The organism is Methanosarcina sp. 2.H.T.1A.6, from assembly GCF_000979455.1.
Taxonomy (GTDB): domain Archaea; phylum Halobacteriota; class Methanosarcinia; order Methanosarcinales; family Methanosarcinaceae; genus Methanosarcina.
Genome location: NZ_JJOY01000014.1, coordinates 66,801 through 87,731 on the forward strand (window position 1 = coordinate 66,801; position 20,931 = coordinate 87,731).

At 46.2% G+C, this 20,931-nt stretch carries 21 protein-coding genes and 1 tRNA gene; 1 reads left to right on the top strand and 21 read right to left on the bottom strand.

The window, feature by feature from the left end; all coding sequences use genetic code 11:
• Positions 1-26: 26 nt before the first annotated feature.
• The 16 genes from EO98_RS03920 to EO98_RS03995 all read right to left on the bottom strand — a co-directional run bounded on the left by EO98_RS03920 (position 27) and on the right by EO98_RS03995 (position 14,449).
• On the bottom strand, positions 27-1,370 hold the full coding sequence (locus EO98_RS03920; protein ID WP_048141509.1) for an RNase J family beta-CASP ribonuclease: 1,344 nt from the start codon (positions 1,368-1,370) through the stop codon (positions 27-29).
• Positions 1,371-2,907: 1,537 nt separating this feature from the next.
• Complete coding sequence (gene fni, locus EO98_RS03925; RefSeq protein ID WP_048141511.1) at positions 2,908-4,005, bottom strand: type 2 isopentenyl-diphosphate Delta-isomerase; 1,098 nt, start codon at positions 4,003-4,005, stop codon at positions 2,908-2,910.
• A 3-nt stretch (positions 4,006-4,008) separates the two neighbouring features.
• The gene (locus EO98_RS03930; RefSeq protein WP_048141513.1) at positions 4,009-4,791 is read right to left on the bottom strand and encodes an isopentenyl phosphate kinase; all 783 of its coding nucleotides are present in this window, start codon (positions 4,789-4,791) and stop codon (positions 4,009-4,011) included.
• 236 nt (positions 4,792-5,027) lie between these two features.
• Entirely contained in the window at positions 5,028-5,933 is a 906-nt protein-coding gene (locus EO98_RS03935; RefSeq protein WP_048141515.1) for a mevalonate kinase, read from the bottom strand.
• Between the two features lie 214 nt (positions 5,934-6,147).
• Positions 6,148-6,951 (bottom strand): MEMO1 family protein, encoded by an 804-nt coding sequence (locus EO98_RS03940; protein ID WP_048141518.1) that lies wholly within the window; start codon positions 6,949-6,951, stop codon positions 6,148-6,150.
• A 68-nt stretch (positions 6,952-7,019) separates the two neighbouring features.
• A complete protein-coding gene (gene rpsB, locus EO98_RS03945; protein ID WP_052733563.1) occupies positions 7,020-7,757 on the bottom strand; it encodes a 30S ribosomal protein S2 in 738 nt (245 codons plus the stop codon).
• A 68-nt stretch (positions 7,758-7,825) separates the two neighbouring features.
• Positions 7,826-8,008 (bottom strand): DNA-directed RNA polymerase subunit K, encoded by a 183-nt coding sequence (locus EO98_RS03950; protein ID WP_048134451.1) that lies wholly within the window; start codon positions 8,006-8,008, stop codon positions 7,826-7,828.
• Positions 8,009-8,119: 111 nt separating this feature from the next.
• Positions 8,120-8,194 (bottom strand) — tRNA-Pro (locus EO98_RS03955).
• Positions 8,195-8,383, bottom strand: coding sequence for a DNA-directed RNA polymerase subunit N (locus EO98_RS03960; protein WP_048141520.1), 189 nt, complete (start codon positions 8,381-8,383; stop codon positions 8,195-8,197).
• An 8-nt stretch (positions 8,384-8,391) separates the two neighbouring features.
• Positions 8,392-8,796 (bottom strand): 30S ribosomal protein S9, encoded by a 405-nt coding sequence (locus EO98_RS03965; RefSeq protein ID WP_048134449.1) that lies wholly within the window; start codon positions 8,794-8,796, stop codon positions 8,392-8,394.
• Positions 8,797-8,809: 13 nt separating this feature from the next.
• The gene (locus tag EO98_RS03970; protein ID WP_048134447.1) at positions 8,810-9,232 is read right to left on the bottom strand and encodes a 50S ribosomal protein L13; all 423 of its coding nucleotides are present in this window, start codon (positions 9,230-9,232) and stop codon (positions 8,810-8,812) included.
• Positions 9,233-9,241: 9 nt separating this feature from the next.
• On the bottom strand, positions 9,242-9,622 hold the full coding sequence (locus tag EO98_RS03975; RefSeq protein WP_048134446.1) for a 50S ribosomal protein L18e: 381 nt from the start codon (positions 9,620-9,622) through the stop codon (positions 9,242-9,244).
• 171 nt (positions 9,623-9,793) lie between these two features.
• On the bottom strand, positions 9,794-10,318 hold the full coding sequence (locus EO98_RS03980; RefSeq protein ID WP_048141522.1) for a DUF2240 family protein: 525 nt from the start codon (positions 10,316-10,318) through the stop codon (positions 9,794-9,796).
• A 187-nt stretch (positions 10,319-10,505) separates the two neighbouring features.
• Entirely contained in the window at positions 10,506-12,077 is a 1,572-nt protein-coding gene (serA, locus tag EO98_RS03985) for a phosphoglycerate dehydrogenase (RefSeq protein WP_048141524.1), read from the bottom strand.
• 148 nt (positions 12,078-12,225) lie between these two features.
• Positions 12,226-13,095, bottom strand: a complete 870-nt coding sequence (locus EO98_RS03990) for an RPA family protein (RefSeq protein WP_048141526.1) — start codon at positions 13,093-13,095, stop codon at positions 12,226-12,228.
• Positions 13,088-14,449, bottom strand: a complete 1,362-nt coding sequence (locus EO98_RS03995) for a Single-stranded DNA binding protein (protein WP_048141528.1) — start codon at positions 14,447-14,449, stop codon at positions 13,088-13,090. The genes EO98_RS03990 and EO98_RS03995 overlap by 8 nt, the downstream gene beginning before the upstream one ends.
• A 517-nt stretch (positions 14,450-14,966) precedes the next feature.
• Here EO98_RS03995 and EO98_RS04000 point away from each other — a divergent pair.
• Positions 14,967-16,073: a nitrous oxide reductase family maturation protein NosD gene (locus EO98_RS04000; RefSeq protein WP_048141530.1), complete on the top strand. Its 1,107-nt coding sequence runs from the start codon at positions 14,967-14,969 to the stop codon at positions 16,071-16,073.
• A 95-nt stretch (positions 16,074-16,168) separates the two neighbouring features.
• On the opposite strand, the gene EO98_RS04005 is transcribed toward EO98_RS04000, so the two are convergent.
• The 5 genes from EO98_RS04005 to EO98_RS04025 form a co-directional block, all read right to left on the bottom strand.
• Complete coding sequence (locus EO98_RS04005; RefSeq protein WP_048141533.1) at positions 16,169-17,884, bottom strand: glutamate--tRNA ligase; 1,716 nt, start codon at positions 17,882-17,884, stop codon at positions 16,169-16,171.
• Positions 17,885-18,126: 242 nt separating this feature from the next.
• The gene (locus EO98_RS04010) at positions 18,127-18,432 is read right to left on the bottom strand and encodes a hypothetical protein (protein WP_048141535.1); all 306 of its coding nucleotides are present in this window, start codon (positions 18,430-18,432) and stop codon (positions 18,127-18,129) included.
• Positions 18,432-19,166 (bottom strand): fumarylacetoacetate hydrolase family protein, encoded by a 735-nt coding sequence (locus EO98_RS04015; RefSeq protein WP_048134432.1) that lies wholly within the window; start codon positions 19,164-19,166, stop codon positions 18,432-18,434. The genes EO98_RS04010 and EO98_RS04015 overlap by 1 nt, the downstream gene beginning before the upstream one ends.
• 77 nt (positions 19,167-19,243) lie before the next feature.
• Positions 19,244-20,023, bottom strand: a complete 780-nt coding sequence (locus tag EO98_RS04020; RefSeq protein ID WP_048141538.1) for a dihydroorotate dehydrogenase electron transfer subunit — start codon at positions 20,021-20,023, stop codon at positions 19,244-19,246.
• Positions 20,023-20,928, bottom strand: coding sequence for a dihydroorotate dehydrogenase (locus EO98_RS04025; RefSeq protein WP_048141539.1), 906 nt, complete (start codon positions 20,926-20,928; stop codon positions 20,023-20,025). Before EO98_RS04025 ends, EO98_RS04020 begins: the two co-directional genes overlap by 1 nt.
• Positions 20,929-20,931: the final 3 nt, after the last annotated feature.

Genomic DNA, 20,931 nt, shown 5'->3' on the forward strand with positions numbered 1-20,931 from the left:
AATACAGAGAGGTTTTCATTATAGAGTTACTCTTCTATATATAACACTTCGCCGTTCCTGAGAAGGTGTACGGTATCTCCGAGTACATACCCCGCATCCTCTGCCATTTCGATGTAATGCCCGTGCATTTCCATGTCTCCATGGGCAGGAATTACATGCTCGGGATTGACCATGCGCAAAAGCTCCCAGTGGTCTTCCCTGTAAGCGTGCCCTGATACGTGAACATTGTCATAGATCCTGCCGCCCCTCATCCTGAGTTTGGTCTCAAGAGCATAGCGGTTTGCCTGAGTCATTGGGCTCGGGATCACATTTGCTGAGAAAATGATCCTGTCTCCGGGGTCGATTGTGTAAGGCGTTTCCCCGTTTGCAACCCGAACGAGAATGGAGCCTGGCTCTCCCTGGTGTCCTGTAACAATAGGAAGATACTTGTTCTTGCCTTCCTGCATGATGCGCTTGAATGCCCTGTCGACATCTTTTCTCATGCCGTAAATCTCCACATTGGAGGGCAGTTTAAGGTAGCCGACATCTCTGGCTGCACTCACATAACGTTCCATGGAGCGCCCCATAAGCACCGGAATTCTTCCCATTTCCTCGGCAGCCTCGATAATTGCTTTTAGCCTGGCAATGTGAGAGGCAAAAGTTGTAACGATCATGCCCACATCGGACTCTTCTGTCCCGAGCAGTACATCCCTGACCATGTCCTTTGCAATCTGTTCCGAGGGGGTCTTTCCTGAGCGTCCTGCATTCGTGCTTTCGGTAATCATTGCAATGACCCCTTCCCTTCCGAGGGATTTGAAGCGCTCGAAGTCAGGAGCATCACCCATAGTAGGAGTCCTGTCCAGCTTGAAGTCACAGGCATAAAGGACTGCCCCTGCAGGAGTGTGCACAGCTGCAAGTACACAGTCGATAATACTGTGCTGGACCCTGATGAATTCTATTGAAATATCTTCCGTAACCTGGTAGGTCCCACCTGCCTGTAAAGGAATAACCCTGTTGCAGACCTCGAACTTGCGCTCAGACTCAATCTGCTGTTTGATGATAGCTGCGGTATAGGGGGTAGCAAGTATAGGAGCATTATACCTGTGGGCAAGCTTCGGAATCGCGCCTACGTGGTCAAGGTGCCCGTGAGTACAGACAATCGCCCTGACAGTCCCGTTGATTTCTTTCATAATAGTATCATCAGGGATTGCACCCATCTCGATCAGTTCAAGAGAATGCATTTTGTCAATTTCAACATCTTCATGGATTTGAACCCGGTCAAGCCTGAGCCCCATATCCAGAATGACAATATCTTCACCTATAATGATAGCAGTCATATTGCGGCCCATTTCATTATAGCCGCCGACTGCAACAATTCCTATTTCAGTCATATTTTTTAACCTCTTATTAAATTTTTTAATTTTTCATCCTTGTGAAACCGAAACCTCAAAACGAATCAGGTAACGGTCTTAAATCAATGACCATGAATGTAAACGGTATAGTAGAGAAGTATAGAATCATCTTTAGAAAAGTCACTTCTAAAAGCTACCTCTTATACCCTTGAAGAAATCCTCTCCTGGATGAAATGCACCAGGCTGCAGTCCCTAGCAGGATAATGCCACTTTAAATATATATTTGTTTCATTATACAAATATTTTGATCTGCCAGAACTTCCGGAAACGACCTCTGATTCTGTTCTCAGGTAATACAGATTTTAAAAAGGCTTTCCGACCCATTGAGAGATTTCCGGAGCCGAACTTGATCTACAGGCACTTTCAGTATCCTTCCTTAGTCACAACTATTTCTCAAAAGGCCTGATTCCAAACATACTCCGAATTAAGGGTAAGCTTTTACCTTTAAATGACTTTACTAACCTATTTCCTATATTTCAATAACCTAGAATATATATTCCAATAATCTAGATTATATATTCCAATGATTTGCCTTCATACTCCAATGACTTATTTCCTGAATTCCAGTATTTTCCAGATTCCAGTTGATCAGGTATAGGAACTTACTTCAATACTTGCCTAAATTATTTGTTTATAATTGATCCCTAATTCCAGTTGATCTTATGAACAATTCCTGATTTAATGAATCTGATACGTGACCTTTAATTTAACAATTCCATAAATGACTCTAATGAACGATTTAAAGAAATTGATTATTAAATCAAGATTTTAAAGAACCAATTCTTTGAGTTGGTCCTGAATTGATGATTTTAAGGAGTGTATTTCAAGGAAAAATTAACCCCGATTAATGTTTCGAAGGTCTTTACCTCGGGAAATTGATATTCAAACTAAGAATTTTATGAGGTAGTTCTAAGAGTTAATTTCTAAATTAAGGATCTTAAGGAGCTAATCCCTGCTTTGCTTAATGAAAGTAATTTGACATTGAGTCCTATTCAGCTAAGTTCTATTATGGTAATTATATTTATCTGAATTACCAGAAAAATAATCTCTTTATTTCACGATGTTACAGTAAACTGACAGCTGCCCTGCCAATTTATTATGTATGATCTTTGCTTTGTAAAGGTCTTACCGCAGTACTGACCTGCAAATCCCAGTAAAACTGCTTCCAGTGTTCCAGATGAAATCATGATAACTCTGGTATTCTCATGCAGTCTTAATAACCGGCGTTCTTTTACTCTTCCGGTATACCTAAAGGGAAACAAAGCTAATTACTTTTTCCCTGATTAAGAGTTCTGAGAGATAAATAAGTTCTCAGGTTAATATTGACTAATATTAACTATTTTCTTTTGAGACATTACTTCCGTTTTACGTATAAACATTGTCATGGAATAAATCTGTAATCGAACAAATCTGTAATCGAACAAATCTGTAATCGAACAAATCTGTAATGGGCTATGCAGGTTATGAAGGATAGAAGTAAGGGACGATGGAATGATTACAGTCCCTCTTCCATTGATTAAAGTGCGTTTTTGCGTAAAGAATAGTCTTTTACATTAAAACCGCGCTGCCCAAGGTATTCGAGTGTCCATCCGGTGACAACAACCGGTGCATTATGCAAGGCCTGGATGTTTGCACAGCCGCAAAGAAACATTGCAGCCCTGAACTCATCCAGCATGTGGGAGAGGACACTGACAACCGAGTCTTTTCCTTCAAGAGAAGGTCCCACAAAGGGTAGGGCTGCACTTGCCACACTGGCTCCCAGAGCGAGGGATTTTGCAATATCAAGCCCGTTTCGGACTCCACCTGTTGAGATAATCGGGAGGGAAACTCTGGATTCTATTAAGCTGGCAACAGTAGGAATTCCAAAGTCCCAGAAAAGTTCCCCGAGACGTTCGGAAACCGAATCCCTGCTTTCTTTTGCCCTGTAGACCTCGACTCCTGCCCAGCTGGTGCCCCCAACTCCTCCGACATCAATTGCAGAGACTCCGGCTTTCTGAAGGAGAAGGGCATCTTCCCTGGAAATGCCTGCTCCTGTCTCTTTCACAATCACGGGAGTTTTGAGCATAGAACATAGTTCAGTAATCATATCCAGGCAGCCGGTAGCATCCCTGTCCCCTTCGGGCTGGATGGCTTCCTGTAAGAAATTAAGGTGAATGGCAAGGGCATCTGCATCAATCATTTCGATGAGTTTTTCTACCCCTTCAACCCCGTACTGACGAATCTGGGCAGCCCCAACATTTCCGTAGACAAAGGCTTTCGGAGCTTCATCCCTTACAATCCTGAAAGAGTCCTCCTGAGCAGGGTCGTCAATCGCAGCTCTCTGGCTGCCAACCCCTATCCCGACTCCCAGCTCTTCGGCTGCACCCGCAAGTGCAGCATTGATAGGGATGGTATCAGGGTGCCCTCCTGTAATAGATGCAATCAAAAATGGAGCTTGCATGCTTTTACCAAGGAAGTCCACTGAAAGGTCGAGCTCATCCATGTTTAATTCAGGAAGCGCTCTGTGGATTAGAGTCACATCTTCAAAACCCGAACTGACCCCCCGGGCTTCAACCGGGCTTTCAGCACAGAGCTTCAGGTGTTCTATCTTTCGCCTTGAGGTAGTATTGATCATACTTCATACCCTTTTATCCGGACTGATCCTGGTCCCTATGGATTCCCCATTTAAGAACCTGTAAATGTTATCCGCTTTTCCTGCATTGAATATATGTGAAGTAATACTAGAATTTTTGCTAAGTTCCAGAAGTTCCAGCACCTTCCCGAGCATTCCACCGGTAACATCGGTACTTCCCGAACCCCCGATACATTGCCGAAATTCCTCAAAGTTGGCAGGAGTGAGCTCAGGCACCGGTTTTCCATCCTTATCAAGCACCCCGTCCTCAGCCGAGCCCAGCCCGAGCCTAGTGATCCCGAGTTCCTTTGCCAGATAAGGAACTATCTGGTCTCCCGAGAGGATACAGGCCCCGAGTTCAAGATCCATAACAACGTCTCCGTGCAGTACGGGGACAAAGCCTTTTTCGAGCATGAGTTTTATGCTGTCAAGGTACATGCTCTCTATCCTCCCGTTTCTGCAAACGGTACAACCCATAGGATGCACAGCGATAGCCATAACTCCGAAACTGTTCAGGGCATCCACTACCCTTGAGGCGAGTTTCTTTACGGATTCATGCGTTACAATTGCCCCCTCGGGGTCAAAAGTCCTGTCAAGCCCGTATTTTTTGGCATAGGTATGCCCAAAAGAGCCAGCCCCATGTACAACAATCATTTTTCCCCGGAAGCCTGAAACTTCCCGTGCAATCCTGAGAAGGTCAGCCTCTTTTACAACCCCTTCATTTGCGCCTTTGTCGGTAATGGCGCTGCCTCCGAGTTTAAGGATAACAGATTCGGTTGAAGCGTTCATTATATCACTCGATACCTTATTAAATAGCTTTCAGTCGATCTAAGGATTAATCTGCGACAGTATTAAACCGTGAATAATTAAACGGGAATAATTAAACGGGAATAATTGTGATCAAATGCTCCATCCGCCCTTTAAACACACTTTTTTTGAAAAATCCGTAAAGATTCCGGAGCGTTTTGATTTCGGAGAATATAGGTATTTCCTTTGCAGGAAAACCCATGGGAGTTCCTTAAGGCTCAGTCGACCTTCAGTCCCTGTTCCGTGGGTTTTGTAATGGTGACCTTACCTCCTGCGTTTGCAATGGCTTCAGCTACCTGTATGGACTTTTGAGGTGCCGTAAGTGCAACCATACAGCCGCCACCTCCGGCTCCCGTAATCTTTGCCCCGAAGGCTCCTGCTGCCCTTGCTGAATAGATTAAACGTGAAAGCTCAAGGATATTTACCCCAAGAGCATCAAGCAGGCCCTGGTTCACGTTCATGAGCCTGCCAATAGAAGCATAGTCTCCTGAAAGCACAAGGGGTTCTCCAATTAGGGAGATTTTGCCAATAGAAGCCATAAGAGGTTCAATCAGCTCAGGGTAGCTATCATGAAGCTGCCTTACATTTGCTACAAGCTCTTTTGTGGAAGAAAAAACTCCGGTATCCCCTATCACAATTCCGCAGTCAGGTGTTTTTAACTTTCTACGCTCCGGGATGGTGACAACCCCTCCGAAAGTAGAAACATAGGTATCGGTAGGGCTTGCTGAACCCTGTACCCGGATCTCGATTTCATGCCCAAGTTTTGCAATCTCTTCAAGGGAGAGGCCACATCCAAACAGCTCATTTAGAGCGCCTATGCTTGCAATTGTTACCGCAGCAGACGACCCGAGCCCTGAACCCACAGGGATATTGGAATCAACAGTCAAAAAGACGCCTTTTATGGGTACAAATTCCCCCATTTTTTCAATAACTGCAGAAACATAGGGATGTGTTTCAAAATCAATCCCTGTTCGACCAATTTGTGACTGGATAACTATGGAATTGTTTAACTCTACCCTCACCCGGGTCCTCAACTCTACCGCACATGCTATTGCGGTTTCTCCGTAAACAACCGCATGCTCTCCGAAAAGATAGATTTTGCCGGGCGCAGAACATGAAACCATATTATTCCTCAAAAATTTTCAAGTTTTGTTGAATTAGAGTATGTAAAGTTTTGTTGAATTTGAGCATGTAAAGTAATGAACTTTATCCTCGGAGAAGATAACCATAAGTAAAAGTAAGAATTATATAAAAAAACTTATCCCGGCATGAACTTTATCCCGGGTGTTTTCTGCATAATAAAAAACAAGCATACTTCATTTTTCGTAAGATATGTCTTTACTCCACAATAATCGCAGCATACCCGACAACTGCACTCATATCTCCTGAAACTTCTCCGCTGTTTGCATATTTAAGTAGAGTTGCCCTGGACCCTCCGAGCTTTTGGGAAGCTGAAAGCATTGCTGCAATAGGCCCATATCCGCATACTGAAGCATTTCTTCGCTGGAGCCGGTCATACATGCCTGAAACATTGAGATTCAGGATAGCATCTATAACTTCGTTATCGGTTTCCCTTGCGCGTTCTGCAGTTTCGTAATGAGTAAAATCACTGGACGCTATGATAACCGCACGTTTCCCGCTTTCGGAAACAAGGTCAGCAACAAGGTTTCCCACCTCAACTGCTGTTTCTTCGTCCTGCATACCCATGCAAATAGGAAGAATTTTAAAATTCCGTCCGAAACGGTATTGAAGAAAAGGAAGCTGGACTTCAATAGAGTGCTCGTATGTGTGCCCCAGTTCATCTGCATCAACGATGCTCCCGAGAAATCCTTCTGCAAGTTCGAGATCAACATCAATAGTTCCCAGAGGGGTTTTCCACGTGTCTCTGGATACTGATACTGGCGAACCGTACCCTGTATGGTTGGGGCCGAAAAGGATATAGGTATCGGCTTCAGGAAGGGTTGCATAAACATGTGCAGCCACTTTCCCGGAATAGATATACCCGGCATGCGGGCAAACAGCCCCAAGGACTTCTCGTTCCCTGAACTCCAGACCTTCGAAACATCGTAGAAGTTCTTTCTCCAGATTTTCACAATGCAGGGGATAGAACTGCCCTGCAACTGCTGGTTGTCTCATTTCCAATCACCCATAATATAAGATATGGGCAATTTGTATAAACCCTTGCAGTATGCAGGACGGATGTTTCGGAATCAGAGAGGAGTTTCGAAATCAGTCATCTCGTAATTGAAGGGGGTATTATTGAGTCTGGATACTTCCCTTGCAACCAGCCAGTAGACAAGAGAAAGGGCTTTTCTACCCTTATTGTTGGTTGGGATTACGAGATCCACATTTGAGGTCAGGTTGTTGGTGTCACAAAGTGCGATCACAGGCACCCCAATGCTTGAAGCTTCCTTCAGGACCTGGGCATCTCCGGCCGGATCGGTTACAATTATAACATCCGGTTCAAAGAAACCATGCATCTGCGGGTTTGTAAGAGAACCTGGAATAAACCTTCCAAGCATTGCCCTTGTGCCAAGTGCCCTTGAGAACATTCTGGCGGGATGCTGCCCATACTGCCTTGAAGATACTACAAGGAGTCTGGAAGGGTCATAGTGAGACAACAATTTTGATGCAGCTCTGACCCTTTCATCTGTGGACTGGATATCAAGTACGTATAACCCGTCAGTTCTGACCCTGTATACGAAACGCATCATATCCTGAGTCTTCTGCTGGGTACCGATATGAACACCTGCTGCCAGGTATTCGTCAATAGATACAAGGGATGTAGCTCCCTCTTTGGGAGAAACTGCTTCTTCCCCCGATTCTACAGGTACAGATCCGGTCTTTGCTGCGGCTTCCTTTTCAGGTTTTGCTTCAGCCACGACATTTTCTTCAGGCAAAGGCTGCTCTCCGGTTTCCTCCTGCCCTGTCTGCTCAATTTCCTCCATAAAGTCACCTCATATATAGAATCAACAATAAAACGCATTCAGCATCTGAAATGTATCCCATTACGTTTTTAGCTTTTCTTACGTTTGACCGTTATAGGAATAACTCCGGCCTTCAACTCTGCAATGGCTACACCCAGGGGGTCCAGCCGCCCGTCATCTTCAACCAGGACAGGAGCCCCCATTGCTATCTGCAATGCTCTTGCACCAACAATTCGTGCACGCTCGAACCGGGTATATTTTTCCTTAACCAACAGATCACCCTGAAACTTAAAAACGCTCCGATGAGTTCCGATAATCGAGAAGCATGATAAATTTGATATTCAGTACATACACCTGAAAACCAGTGCCCTTAAAAAGGGAAGTGGGACCGCTGAGATTCGAACTCAGGTTCCGGCGTCCCGAACGCCGAAGGATGGACCAAGCTACCCTACGGTCCCTTACTGGTACGGTGAAAGCACGTCAACAAGTTCGACATGGCTGAGGAACATTCTGCGGCAGCAGTAACGGGTGATCCCGAGATCATCCATTACTGTAGCAGCGTCTTCGCCATCGTTGACGCGTCTTTTGTACTCATCCCAATAGTTAGAGATTACTTTTCCACATGAGAAACATCGGACTGGGATCATAACTGTCCTTACCTGTAAGATTTCTGGTATTTAGCCCTTGCTCCAGGCCCACCAAAGTTCTTTGATTCTTTCTGCCTGGAATCGCTTACAAGTAAACTGCGGTCGTAAGTTGCGAAGTTGTCTCTGATGATTGTGTCATTTGTCCATTCCACAATCCCACGAGCAACAGCGGTCCTTACCGCATTAGCCTGCCCGACGATTCCGCCGCCCCGAACATCGACATTGATGTCAAGCCCGGAAACTACTTCATTTCCTGCGATTAGCAGAGGTTCGGAGATCTTCATCATTGCAAGCTCAGGAGTATAGAGCTCGAGTGGAATTTTGTTGATCCTGACCTTACCGGTACCTTTCATGACTGTTGCACGTGCAGTTGCAGTCTTGTGCTTTCCAGATGAATTAACTACTTTGACCATGAGGACTCACCCATTAGAACTTTGAACCCATTTTCTGGCTCACTTCACCAAGCTCCATGTACTTGTTGGAACTCAGAAGCCTCATGTCGGCATCTGCGATGGCGATCGTTTCAGCACCCTTAAGTTCATAGGGGACACCTACATAGACTTTGAGCCTGGACATTGCATCCTTGCCTCTTGATTTCTTATAGGGCAGCATGCCACGAATAGTCCTCTTCAGGATGCGGTCCGGACGCTTCGGGAAGTAAGGCCCGAATTCCGTTGCACCCCTTTCTCGGGTCTCCCGGTACTCTCTAAGGGTGGCTGCCCTTGCGCCAGAAATGATGGCTTTTTCGGCATTTATAATATAAACCTTTTCGTCTCCTGAAAGCAACTGTTTTGCAACTGTACTTGCAAGACGCCCCAGAATAAGTCCATTTGCATCGATAACCGTCATCTTGTCACCTCAGCGGAAAATCCGGATACCGGACCCTTTTGGATTTGCTTCCATGATCTCCTCGAGACTCAGGCACTTGCCGCCGGCTTCAGTTATTTTTTCAACTGCGGATTCGCTGAATGTTACAGCCGCAACCGTAACGGAATGATCAAGGAGACCTGCACCCAGGACTTTTCCGGGGATAAGCAGGACATCATCTTCAGCAGTGTGCCTGTTGATCTTGCTTATATTCACAGCCGCATAGTTTCTGGACGGCGCCTCAAGACGTTTCGCTATATCCTTCCAGATGGGGGCAGAATCTCCATTTGCCCTCTCTTTCAGGGTAAGAATCAGGGAAACGATTCTTGGATTTGTTTTTCGTACTAGTTTTACCAGTGATTTTTTACCCAATGTATGTCCCTCCGCAAGATTAGTATGAAATCTCACTCACGCGGAAAAAAATTCCCTATCGCGTTCGAACATCGCCATAGCTGCCGCAACTCTGAAGTTAGGGGCAGCAAATTAAAGATCAAGCGATTAGTCGGATGGTATGATGTGAATAACATTTCTAGTACATAAAGATTATGCGTAATCTGAAGAACCAAGAACACCCATGGAAACCTTCCCAAGTACCCCCTCTATTTCGCATCCGAACTTTCTTGCCACAATAAGTGCCACTATCCGGATATCCACAAGATAAGCAAGCCTATCCTGCATGGAATTAATTTCGGAAACAAGCCGTTGTCTGTTCACGCCCGTATCCGCGGAAACGAAATCAAGGATCTGTTCAAAGGATATTTCTTCCCTGTGACGACCTGCAGAAGATTTATCTGGTTTTCCGGGATTCTCATTGAGTTTGAGAAAATCTTCTGGCGGTTTAAAAGCATGGGGAAGCCGGACACTCTCAACATCAAAACAGGGTAAAAGTGTACCGTCCTTAAGGGAAAGCAAGCCTGCTTCAAGGGCGCGGTCCTTTACCTCAGAAGCAGTCTTCGGGGAAAACCATTTCAGGTCAAAGGCAAGGGAAAACTCAAAGTCTTTTTCCGGGAGAGAAACGGTAAGATTTTTTTTAAAAGGGGCCGAAACAACACGTTTAAGTTCTTCCATTCATGAACCTCGAAAAATAACTGCGCTGGGAGGGGCAGTATAGTATATAAGTCCCACAGGGTGCAGTTTCACATTTGAAGAATTCCGAAAAAAATTGAATATCTCCGGCACAGAAATGAAATTTAAGCCTGTACCGAAGTGAAATGTTTTTCGGAATATTTTTACTACAATTTACTGATGAACGAATTCAGAGGGTCACAAGCTTGGCATTGATGATTCCAGGGACCTGCCTTACCTCTTCAAGGATTGCATCAGAGACATCGACATCCACGTTAAGGACCATCATGGTAACGCCTCCGACTTCCGCCCTTCCGACCTGCATGCCTGAAATGTTGATGTTGTTTTTACCAAGAACCATACAACAGGGTCCGATAACATTCGGTTTGTTAATGTGCTTGGCAAAGATCATACGGCCTGCGGGGAAGATGTCTACACTGTCATCATCAACGGAAACGATCTTGGGCTCATCTCCAACAACAGTTCCGGCAACCAGCTTCGCCGTTTCTCCGCTGGTGAGCCTGATACTGACAGTTGAAGAATACTCTTCTGCAGATTCGGACTTGCTTTCCACTACTGCGATCTTTCTGGACTTCGCAAGGATAGGAGCATTGACGTAATTTACCCCGGAACCGAGAGCCATTTCAAGCAGCCCTTTGAGAGCAGAGACTGTAAGGGGCCTGGTGTCTTTTCCGGAGATTTCCCCATTGTACGCGATTTCTACCTTTTCGTAATTGCCGTCTACAAGCTGCCCTGCAATTTTACCCATGAGCTCTGCGAGCCTGATGTATGGAGCAAGGACTGCCATAGCTTCGGGCTTCACCGAGGGGATATTGATTGCGTTCTTTGCAAGCCCGCCAGTAAGGACGGAGACTACTTCCCTAGCGATGTCGATTGCAACATTAACCTGGGCTTCCTGTGTGGAGGCACCGAGATGCGGAGTTACAATGACGTTGTCAAATTTCAGAAGAGGATTGTCAAAAGGTGGTTCCTCAACAAAAACATCTAAGGCTGCCCCGCCGACCTTTCCACTTTCAAGGGCTCTTGTAAGGGCTTCTTCGCTTATGATGCCACCGCGTGCACAGTTGATGATCTTGACCCCTGGCTTCATGAGGGCGAACTGCTCGTCATCAAGGATATTTCTGGTTTCCTTGATAAGGGGAGTGTGCACTGTGATGTAGTCAGCCTCTTTTGCAATTTCATTAACTGTAGCCAGCTTGACTCCGAGTTCGGCAGCCCGCTTCTCGGAAATGAAAGGGTCATACCCCATAAGGTTCATCTCAAGCCCTGAAGCCCGCTTTGCGACTTCAGACCCGATTCTTCCGAGCCCTACAACTCCCAGTGTCTTGCCCTTGACCTCAACGCCCGTGAACTTGTTGCGCTTCCATTCCCTGGATTTCAGGGAAGCGTTTGCCTGAGGGATATTCCTGGACATCGACATCATCATAGCAATTGTGTGCTCTGCTGCCGAAATCATATTTCCTTCGGGAGCGTTGGCTACAATGATTCCTTTCTTGGTGGCTGCGTCAACATCGACATTGTCGACTCCGACTCCGGCCCTTCCAATAATTTTGAGGCTGTCAGCAGCCTCGATGACTCTCTGAGTAACCTGAGTGCCGCTGCGTATTACAAGGGCATCGTAGGCCCCGATCTTTTCCACCAGCTCGTCTTCGGAGAGACCGGTACAAACGTCAACAGTAAAATATTCTTTCAGAATCTCCAAACCTTCATTGGAGAGTGAGTCGCTGACCAATACTTTCATGTTAATTTCTCCAGATAAATACGATAAACGTGAGATGCTAAATTTTAACAAAGAATACCAATCAACTTAATCACACTTAAGCATTATCACATGTTTTTAGAGGCGGATTTTCCTAATATTAGGATCTTTAAAGCTCCACTCCACACGATTAACCTACAAGCCTTATAATTCCGATCTTCGGTTCGTAACACTGCCCTCCCGAAAGAAGAGAACGGACAACTTCTTCTACTAACTCTTCAGGGACGCCTCTTGAGACTGCGGCATCTACAAAACTAGCGTAATCAACTCCCTTGCCTCCACCCATTTCCCTGAGCAGTTCAAGTACGAACTCCTTCTGGTCAGCCTTGGCTCCTGCAGGATCTTCAGATTCGAAGTTCAGAGCGCTGAGACCTTCCCGGATAGAAGCCCTGAGCTGTTTTGCAAATTCCTGAGGGGAGCGTTCCCTTTCAAGAGCAATGGAAATCCCTTCCGCAAGCTCTCCGGAAATTCCTCTCTCAAGCAGGTATTCCCTAAGTGTTTCCCCATGGTATCCGCATGCGAGAGCATCCGAAAAAGCCTCAAGCCTGTCAACTGTCTGTTCTGCAGTATCCACAACCCACCTATTGCGGAGCTCTTCGTCTACGACGTTTGCCTCTTCTGCCCGGATTGAGATAAAAACAGAGCCCGGTTCGGGTTCGTAAATTCTGGCTTTTCCGGTAAGTGCTATGAAAGCAGGGACCTGAACCGTTGAAAAGAAAATGGAAGCATCAGGCTGGTACTGCCCTGCATATACCGTAAAAGCTCCCGTTGGGTCAACTATCCGGGCTTTCCACATTTCATTTTGTGTACCTATGCTGTCGAGTTCGGTAAGCACACCAATTGCAAAGACACGGTTGAGAATAAGCCCCAGCGGGCTGATAAGCAGGTTGGGGGATTTCGAATCAGCTGTTTCGGACGCGGATCTTGCCGATTTCTCAAGCTCCCTGCAGGCTTCAAATTCTTTTGCAAAAACCCTTTTTGCAACTTCTCTCTTAAGCAAGGCTTATCCCTCCCCCGGAAACCACTGAACCCGGTTCCTCTTCATCCTGCCCGAGCCTGTGTAATAATTCAACAACTCTAACTGCGAGGTCATCTTCGGGCACCCAGGCACTTTCTGCAACAAAAGAAATTCCATACTCTCCCTTTGAAGAATTCCCGCGTACTGCGAGGTAACGGCCGGTAAGGAACCGTCTCAGGTCTTCATAGACCGCATCTTTAGAAATATCAGAAAACATGAGCTGTTCGGCTTCCTCAAGGGTCTTCCCGTAGATAGATTCTGCAAGTTCCCTTGGAAACATGACTGACATTGCCCCTGTCCCGTCATCCAGTATAGCCTTAATTCGCATATCCCTTACGCCTTCCACCTTGCCATGTGCCCTGCAATTTGATTTCTGAACCACACGGCTGCACTCCGGACAGCGGGAAATGATTCCAGAACCCGGTCGGACTGAAACAACATTGCCTGCAGCAGCTATATCGAACATGCTGTCTCTTGAGTCTATTTCTTCGATTTTCAGAGGAGCAGGGTCTTTTGCTGCGGACTCGAAAGTAAAAGCAAGACTTTCAGCTTCTTCAGACCCGACTGAAGAGACTTTAGTACTGCTGAGGATATTGATCGAAGGCATTCCCCTGAACATGCGGATCTGGGCCCCTTCTATCCTGATTATGCTTCCTATGTCAATGCCCGGAAGTTCAACCCAGGCGCTGAAAGGCAGCCTGCCGGTCTCATCCGCAAGCACGCCGGAAATCACTTTAGACTGCTTACCCCTGACCAGAACTTCTCTGTGAGAAAGCTGAAGTACACAGGCTACGGTTCTAACGGAAAAATCCGCAGCACCGATATCAATCAATTTTTTTGCGGGACTTTCGGAAAGTTCGGAAAGCGGAGGGAGTGAAGAGTCAGAAACTTTAGATACCAGAGATTGCTCCCCTATAGAAAGCCTTATCCTGTTCTGCCAGAGGCGAGTATAGGCGTTCCTGACATTGATAACATCTCCAACCGAGCCCGGCAACTCCCTCCAGGAAGAAAACATGACTGAACCTGTTTCATCTGCAAGAACTCCGGTATACAATCTGGAAGGCCCCTCATGCACCCCTTCCTGAGGACGAAGTGCCTTTTCCCCGATGTCCAGGATTCTGCCTGTTATTTCAAAATTCTTAAGGGAAGCTGAAAGGTCTTTTACCTTCAGGACTTTCCTTTTTCCACCAAACTTTCGGAGGATACTCTCCTTTGCGACCTCCGGAGGTACGCGAAAAGCAAGAAGTTTATCGAATTCTGCCCGGATGCCACTTTTTTCAAGGTCTCCAAGCGCCCTGGTTAGCTCTTCAAGTTGGGGCGCAATTTTTTCATCCATTTTAAGCCTCCATTCGAGACACGAATAAAACAATTAAGATATAAGGGTTTAAGGTTTTACTTTAGATATAAGGGTTTTAGGTTATACTTTATGACTGCAGTCATTTACGACTGTGAGCATTTCGAGCATTTATAGGTAGTCAGGGTTCAGGACTTGATATTTTTGAAATCTGATAAGTAGGAATACTCAGTCCATCATAAAGATAACTTTTGGAAATAATTAACTGTTAGTTTAAACAAACTTCGCTTCCGTAAATCTTTTAGACACCACTTTTCAAGAATGATTGTTCAGAACTTGTGATTCCAAAGATATATCTTTTCAGGACAAAATTGTTTTCCTGATAAAATATTGAAAGAATTAGCTCTGAAAAACAAACAAGATTCATTTCTGAAAAAGAGATAAGATCCGTTCCTGAGAAACAGAGGAAATTCGGAAAAGAGGAAATTAACGGTTTCTAAAATGATAAAAACGAATGAAAGAACCATAAAGAAATGGAAGAGTAAAAGGGGAACTAAAGATGGAAAGAATGAAAGAAAGGAATTTACAGGTATTAAAAATAGTAGCAGCTGCATTTATTCTGGCAGTCATATGCACATGCTCTGCCGTTTCTGCAGCAAACTTAAACGTGGATTCTGAAGCAGAAGGGGGCTATACCACAATACAGGCTGCAGTGGATGCCGCAAAAGCCGGAGATACTATTTTTGTAAGCCCCGGGACTTATGTTGAAAACCTCAAAATAGACAAGCAGGTGAGAATCTGGTCTGACTCGAGGAACCCTGACAACACAATTGTAAAGGCAGCTGACCCTGCAGAAAGTACCGTAGAAATAACTACGGAAAGAGTAACTTTCAGCGGATTTGGGGTGGAAGATTCGAAGAAAGCCGGAATTTTGCTGACAGGAGTCAATAACTGCTATATCAACAATAACCGGGCCAGAAACTCAGAATACGGGATTCTGCTGCAGGAAGCGGGAAATAATAACATAAACGGCAACATCATAACCCTTAACGAAATAGGGATCAGGCTCGAAGGCTCAAACTCAAACACAATCCAGGACAATCTCGTTGCTTATAACTACGGTTTCGGGATCTCCCTTGAAGAGAGCAGAAAGAATATTATCTTTAATAATTATTTCAAAAACGCCGAAAATATCGAAGAAAACACCGTAAACGCAGACAACACCTGGCAAAGTACCCTCTCAACCAAAAGTAACCTTGTCCGGGGCCCGTATATTGGCGGTAATTTCTGGGCAGACCTTGAAGGGACCGGTTACAGTGAAACCTGCGTGGATGGAAACAGCAATGGAATATGTGATGTCTCATACGAGGTAACCGGAGGCGGATCCGATAACTCCCCACTTTACCCGAAAGTTCCGAATGCTGTCACATCCCTTGAAAGCAAACTGGATGCTGAAGCTTACGAGCAGGGCCTGGCAGACAGAGAAGGCGCAGGAAATGAGACTGGAACCCCTGTAGAAGAACAGACAGAAGAAAACGAAACCGCAGGGGAAGGAAATGAAACTAATGAAACAGAAGCTCCAGAAGAAAACGGAGCTCCTGGACCGGGTCTTGGATTTACAGTTCTGGCGGCAGGAGCGGCTTATATCCTGAAGCGGAGAAGGTAACAATAACAGTAATATAAAAATAGAAAACAGGAGAGGAAGCAGAAGGGACAGTTTATCTGTCCTTCTTCTTTCCCCTGCGGTTTCGTTTTCCGGAATCACTTGTGGGCAAAATAAGCCACAACTTGTTCTCCATCTACGGCATCAATTCTACAGAATCCGAATCTCTCGAACTGGACTATGTTGTCAAGTTCGGCTGCAATCCCGTGTTCTCCTATTCCTTCGATATCGCCTTCAGGACCTCGGACTTTAACTGAAATTCCGTCAACGGGAGCCCAGTGGAGGATTTTTGCTTTTGCTTTTTTAAGGGCTTCAAGAGAAACATCAGAGCGTTTTGCCTGTAGCGGGGAAAGGGAAGTGATTTCGATATTACAGAAATCTTTTAAGCGGAGGACAGAGCCCACTTCAAGTTTTTCTACATCGTCCTTACAGACAAGTACCTTATTTTCTACGGCAATTTCCCTTACACCTCTTGCATGATCAGTGGGGTGGAGCGGAAGTTTAGCAACTGCAGGCTCTGAATCGGTAATTTCCAGTTCTACCGGGTCCCAGACAAAGAAGTACCTGTTTGCAATGGGGTCCACTATTTTACGGTTTTCGGCATAAAGAGACTCCATGCTGATACTCACGTCAGTCATCCCGACTCCCATTTCGATCATGAACTTTTTGAGAGCTTCCGCCCTTATCCCACGGCGGCGGATTGCCCGGATTGTGGGCAGGCGGGGGTCGTCCCAGCCGCTGTATTCTCCGGATTCAATGGATTTGCGCAGGGTACTCGTGCTGAACTTTCCGAACTCGTGGATCTTGACCCTACCCCAGTGGGTGGTCTTCGGGTATGTCCAGCCGAAGTATTTGTAGATGTAGCCCTGCCGCTTTTCGCTGTCCATAAGGTCTTTGCCCCGGATGATATGTGTCATACCGAGTTCATGGTCTTCGATAGCGCCTGCAAAGTCCAGGAGGGGCCAGACAACGTATTTGTTTCCGATTTCAGGGCGGGGGTGGGACATTTTTCTAATCCTGAATGCGCCCCAGTCCCTCAAAGCAGGGTCCTTATGTTCGATATCGGTCTTGATCCGCAGCACAGCCTGCTGGTCTTCATATTCCCCGGCAAGCATCTTTTCCCAGTGCATGAGGTTTTCTTCAGGGCTTGTGTCCCTGTGCGGGCAGGCCTGTTTAGCATCCTTAAACTGTTTGAAGTCCTCCCCTTTACAGAAACAGACGTAGGCTTTCCCCATCTCAATTAGCTTTTTTGCATAATCATAATACATAGGGAAATGGTCAGAGGCATAGACAACCTGGTCAGGCACAACTCCGAGCCATTTGAAGTCGTCCAGATACCAGGTATAGGCTTCAAGCATGGGGCGCTTTATATCAGGATCGGTATCGTCAAAACGCAGGATGAACTTGCCTTCATAGATCTTTACGTACTCGGAATTGACTACCATGCCCCTTGCGCTGCCCATGGTTCCGGGCCCGTTGGGGTTAGGGGCAAAACGCATTACGACTTTACCGTTCTCTGCCCCTTCGAGGGGTTTTAAACCCTTGTCAGGCTCTTTCTTTACACTCAGGGCATCTATGAGCTCCGGAGCAATTTCCGACAGCCGGGCTTCCCAGGCTTCAGGGTTTCCATTAGCAATTTCTGAAACAATAGCTTCAAGTGCCGCAGAGACGGCATTGGGATCGGCCCTTAGCTGAGGGTACTCCCCCATTACCTTGCCCATTACAGCTTTTGGCTGGGGGGCTTTTCCGTATTTTACAGCATTTTGAAGGGCATATTTTTCTATTGATTTAAGATCTTCAGGACTTAAGGTCATAGGAGCTTCTCCAAAAATAAACATGGATTAAATCTTGATTAGATGAGACAAGAATATCACACAAGTTCAACTGAATAGATAAACCCACAAAAAGGGATAAATCCATAAGATGCGCTGAATCCGGTGATTGCGGAAAAAACATGTAAATAGGATTATAAAAAGTCACCGAAGCCCGGAACTCCGGAGAACAGCCCGGATTGCAAAAAAGCACATCCAGAAAGGGTTTTCAAAGACAAAAGCCTTTACTTCGGAATAGAGACTTCAATTTCCCGTATCCGGGACACTTTCTCATTGATACTGCTTAGCTCCCGCTCAAAATCCTGCAGGAATTTAGGGACAGCATCCCCTGGCACCGCACCCTGAGCTGAAGGCTTGATAAGATTTGCCTGCTCAAGGACTCTCAGGGAATAACGCACCTTATGGTTCTGCATCCCGGTAACTTCTGCAAGTTTAAGGATTCCTATGGGACCTTCTTCAATTACCTTTTTGAGCACAATCAGGTGGCGCTCTGTAAGGTCAAGTTCAGTTCCAATATGCTCAAGAAGCATCAGACAACCTCGTTACTAAGTTTTCCGATTCCCTGGATTTCAACTTCCACGGTATCTCCTCTGTGCAGTTCACCAACTCCAGGAGGTGTACCGGTAGCTATTACATCCCCAACTTCCAGGGTCATAATCTCGGTAATGAATTCAATAAGATAAGGAATATCAAAAATCAGGTTTGAAGTGCTTGATTCCTGCCTGGTTTCCCCGTTTACCCTGCAGGCAATCTTTACATCAGCAACATCAATTTCTTCTGTAGAGACGATATAGGGCCCGAATGCTGCAAACGTATCAAAACTCTTTGCTCTTGTCCACTGCCCGTCCTTTTGCTGGAGATCACGTGCAGTCACATCATTAAAACAGGTATAACCTGCAATCACGTCTTCGGCTTTTTCGGCTGAAATATTCTTGCAGCGCTTTCCGATTACGACTGCGAGTTCAGCTTCATAGTCCACCCTCGAACTGGATGCAGGGTAAATGATCTTGTCCCCATGCCCTATAACCGCAGAGGGAGGCTTTAAAAAAAGAACAGGGGATTTAGGGACTTCCATGGAAAGTTCTTCGGCATGATCTTTATAGTTCAGGCCAACACAGACGATTTTAGAGGGAAATGAAGGTGGTAGAACACGAAGTTCCGAGAGTTCAAATGCCCCGGCAGAGATCCCTCCATTGGGATACACACGCCCATCTTCGATTTCCCCATAAAAAATGTTATCTCCTGACCTGAACCTTCCAATCATATCTTTGCCTTCCTCATCCTGTATTCGCGGAGCTTTTTACCTGCTCTTGTTCATTTTTTAAAAGGATATATAGAAACTTAAATTTTAACTCTTCGCCCACTGGCATCCCGTGAATATTTTCCGAGTTCCGAACCAATGAGTTGAACCCCGGAAAACACAGGCCCGTCCTTGCAAACCCGAAGCCCGGAATGGTCTATGCAGCATGCCCCGCAAACTCCAATGCCGCATTTAAAATAGCGGTGGAGGCTGAACTCTGCCTTTTCCAGAGACTTTCTCTCTTCAAGAAGCCTGAAAACCGAAGACATCATTATTTCAGGGCCGCAGACTGAAATTCTGTCATAGGCTGCCATGTCAAGGCTTTTGAGGACATCAGTCACAAACCCTTTAACTCCTTTAGAACCGTCGTCCGTAGAGACATAAACCTTTCCAAGAGCTTCAAATCGCCCTTCAAAAAGCAGGTCTCCGGCACTCCGTGCTCCAAGAATAGTATGCACCTCAGCGCCTGCCGCAAAGGCTGCCTCAGCATAAGGAGATAGTGGAGCAGCTCCGACCCCTCCGGCTATAACAAGTATTTTTTCGCCTTTAACAGGAAGGGTAAAGCCCTTTCCGAAAGGACCCCTGAGCCCGAAAGAATCTCCTTCTTTTAACTCAAAGAGCTTTGAGGTTGCCTCCCCTACCTTCTGGACAGTTATGGAATTATTTCTGGAAAGGCCCATAGGAATCTCGTCCACGCCCCTGATCCAGACCATTACAAACTGGCCTGGTTCCATATCCTCAAACCTGGGGTCAAAGAAAAAAGTCCTGACAGCAGGGGATTCATCAGTTATCTGTGTTATTGTAGCATTAAGAGGAAGCATCAGACCATCTCGTGGGCAAGCCCTATAATTTTATTTATATTCGAATAACCTTTCCTCTCGAGGAAAGCCTCTATTCCTGCACCGATTTCAGAGAAGATATCCACCCTGTCATATACCGCAGACCCGACCTGGACAGCGGTTGCCCCTGCCATCATCATTTCCACGGCATCTTCCCAGGAAGAAACTCCTCCTACACCGATCACCGGTATTTCCAGGGCAGTGTAGAGGTCGTAGACGCATTTGACGGCTACGGGCTTGACAGCCTTTCCAGAGAGCCCTCCTGAGCGATTTCCAAGAACCGGATATCCGGATTCAATATCAATAGCCATTCCTTTCAAAGTGTTGATTGCAACAACAGCGTCTGCGCCCCCGGCTTCTGCTGCATTTCCGATGCATGTGATATCTGCAACATTGGGGGTCAGCTTGACCCAGACAGGAACGTTAACAACATCTTTCACAGCCGCCGTAACTGCCTCTACCAGGCAGGGGTTTGAACCGATTGCAGCCCCATAACCTTCAGCGTGAGGGCAGCTCACGTTCAGCTCGAAGGCATCAGGCTTTGCAGGAAGCAAGCCCTGAGCAACTTCAGCAAACTCAGACGGATTCCCGCCGAAAATGCTTGCAACTACCGGAGCTGGAGAGTTATTTTTTGCAAACTCGAGCTCCTGCAGGAAGCTGGGATATGAAGGGTTCGGAAGCCCCATAGCATTTAAAAAGCCGCAGTCCAGCCTGACCATGCTGGGGTTGTGGTGTCCGGTTTTCGGGGTGGGACCTATGGATTTGGTCACAACTGCACCTGCGCCCCCTTCACGCGCAACCCTGCAGAGGGAAGCGCCGGTTGTCCCGAGCACCCCGGCTGCAAGAATGGTCGGGTTTTTTAATTTAAGTCCGGTGAGAGTATACATTAC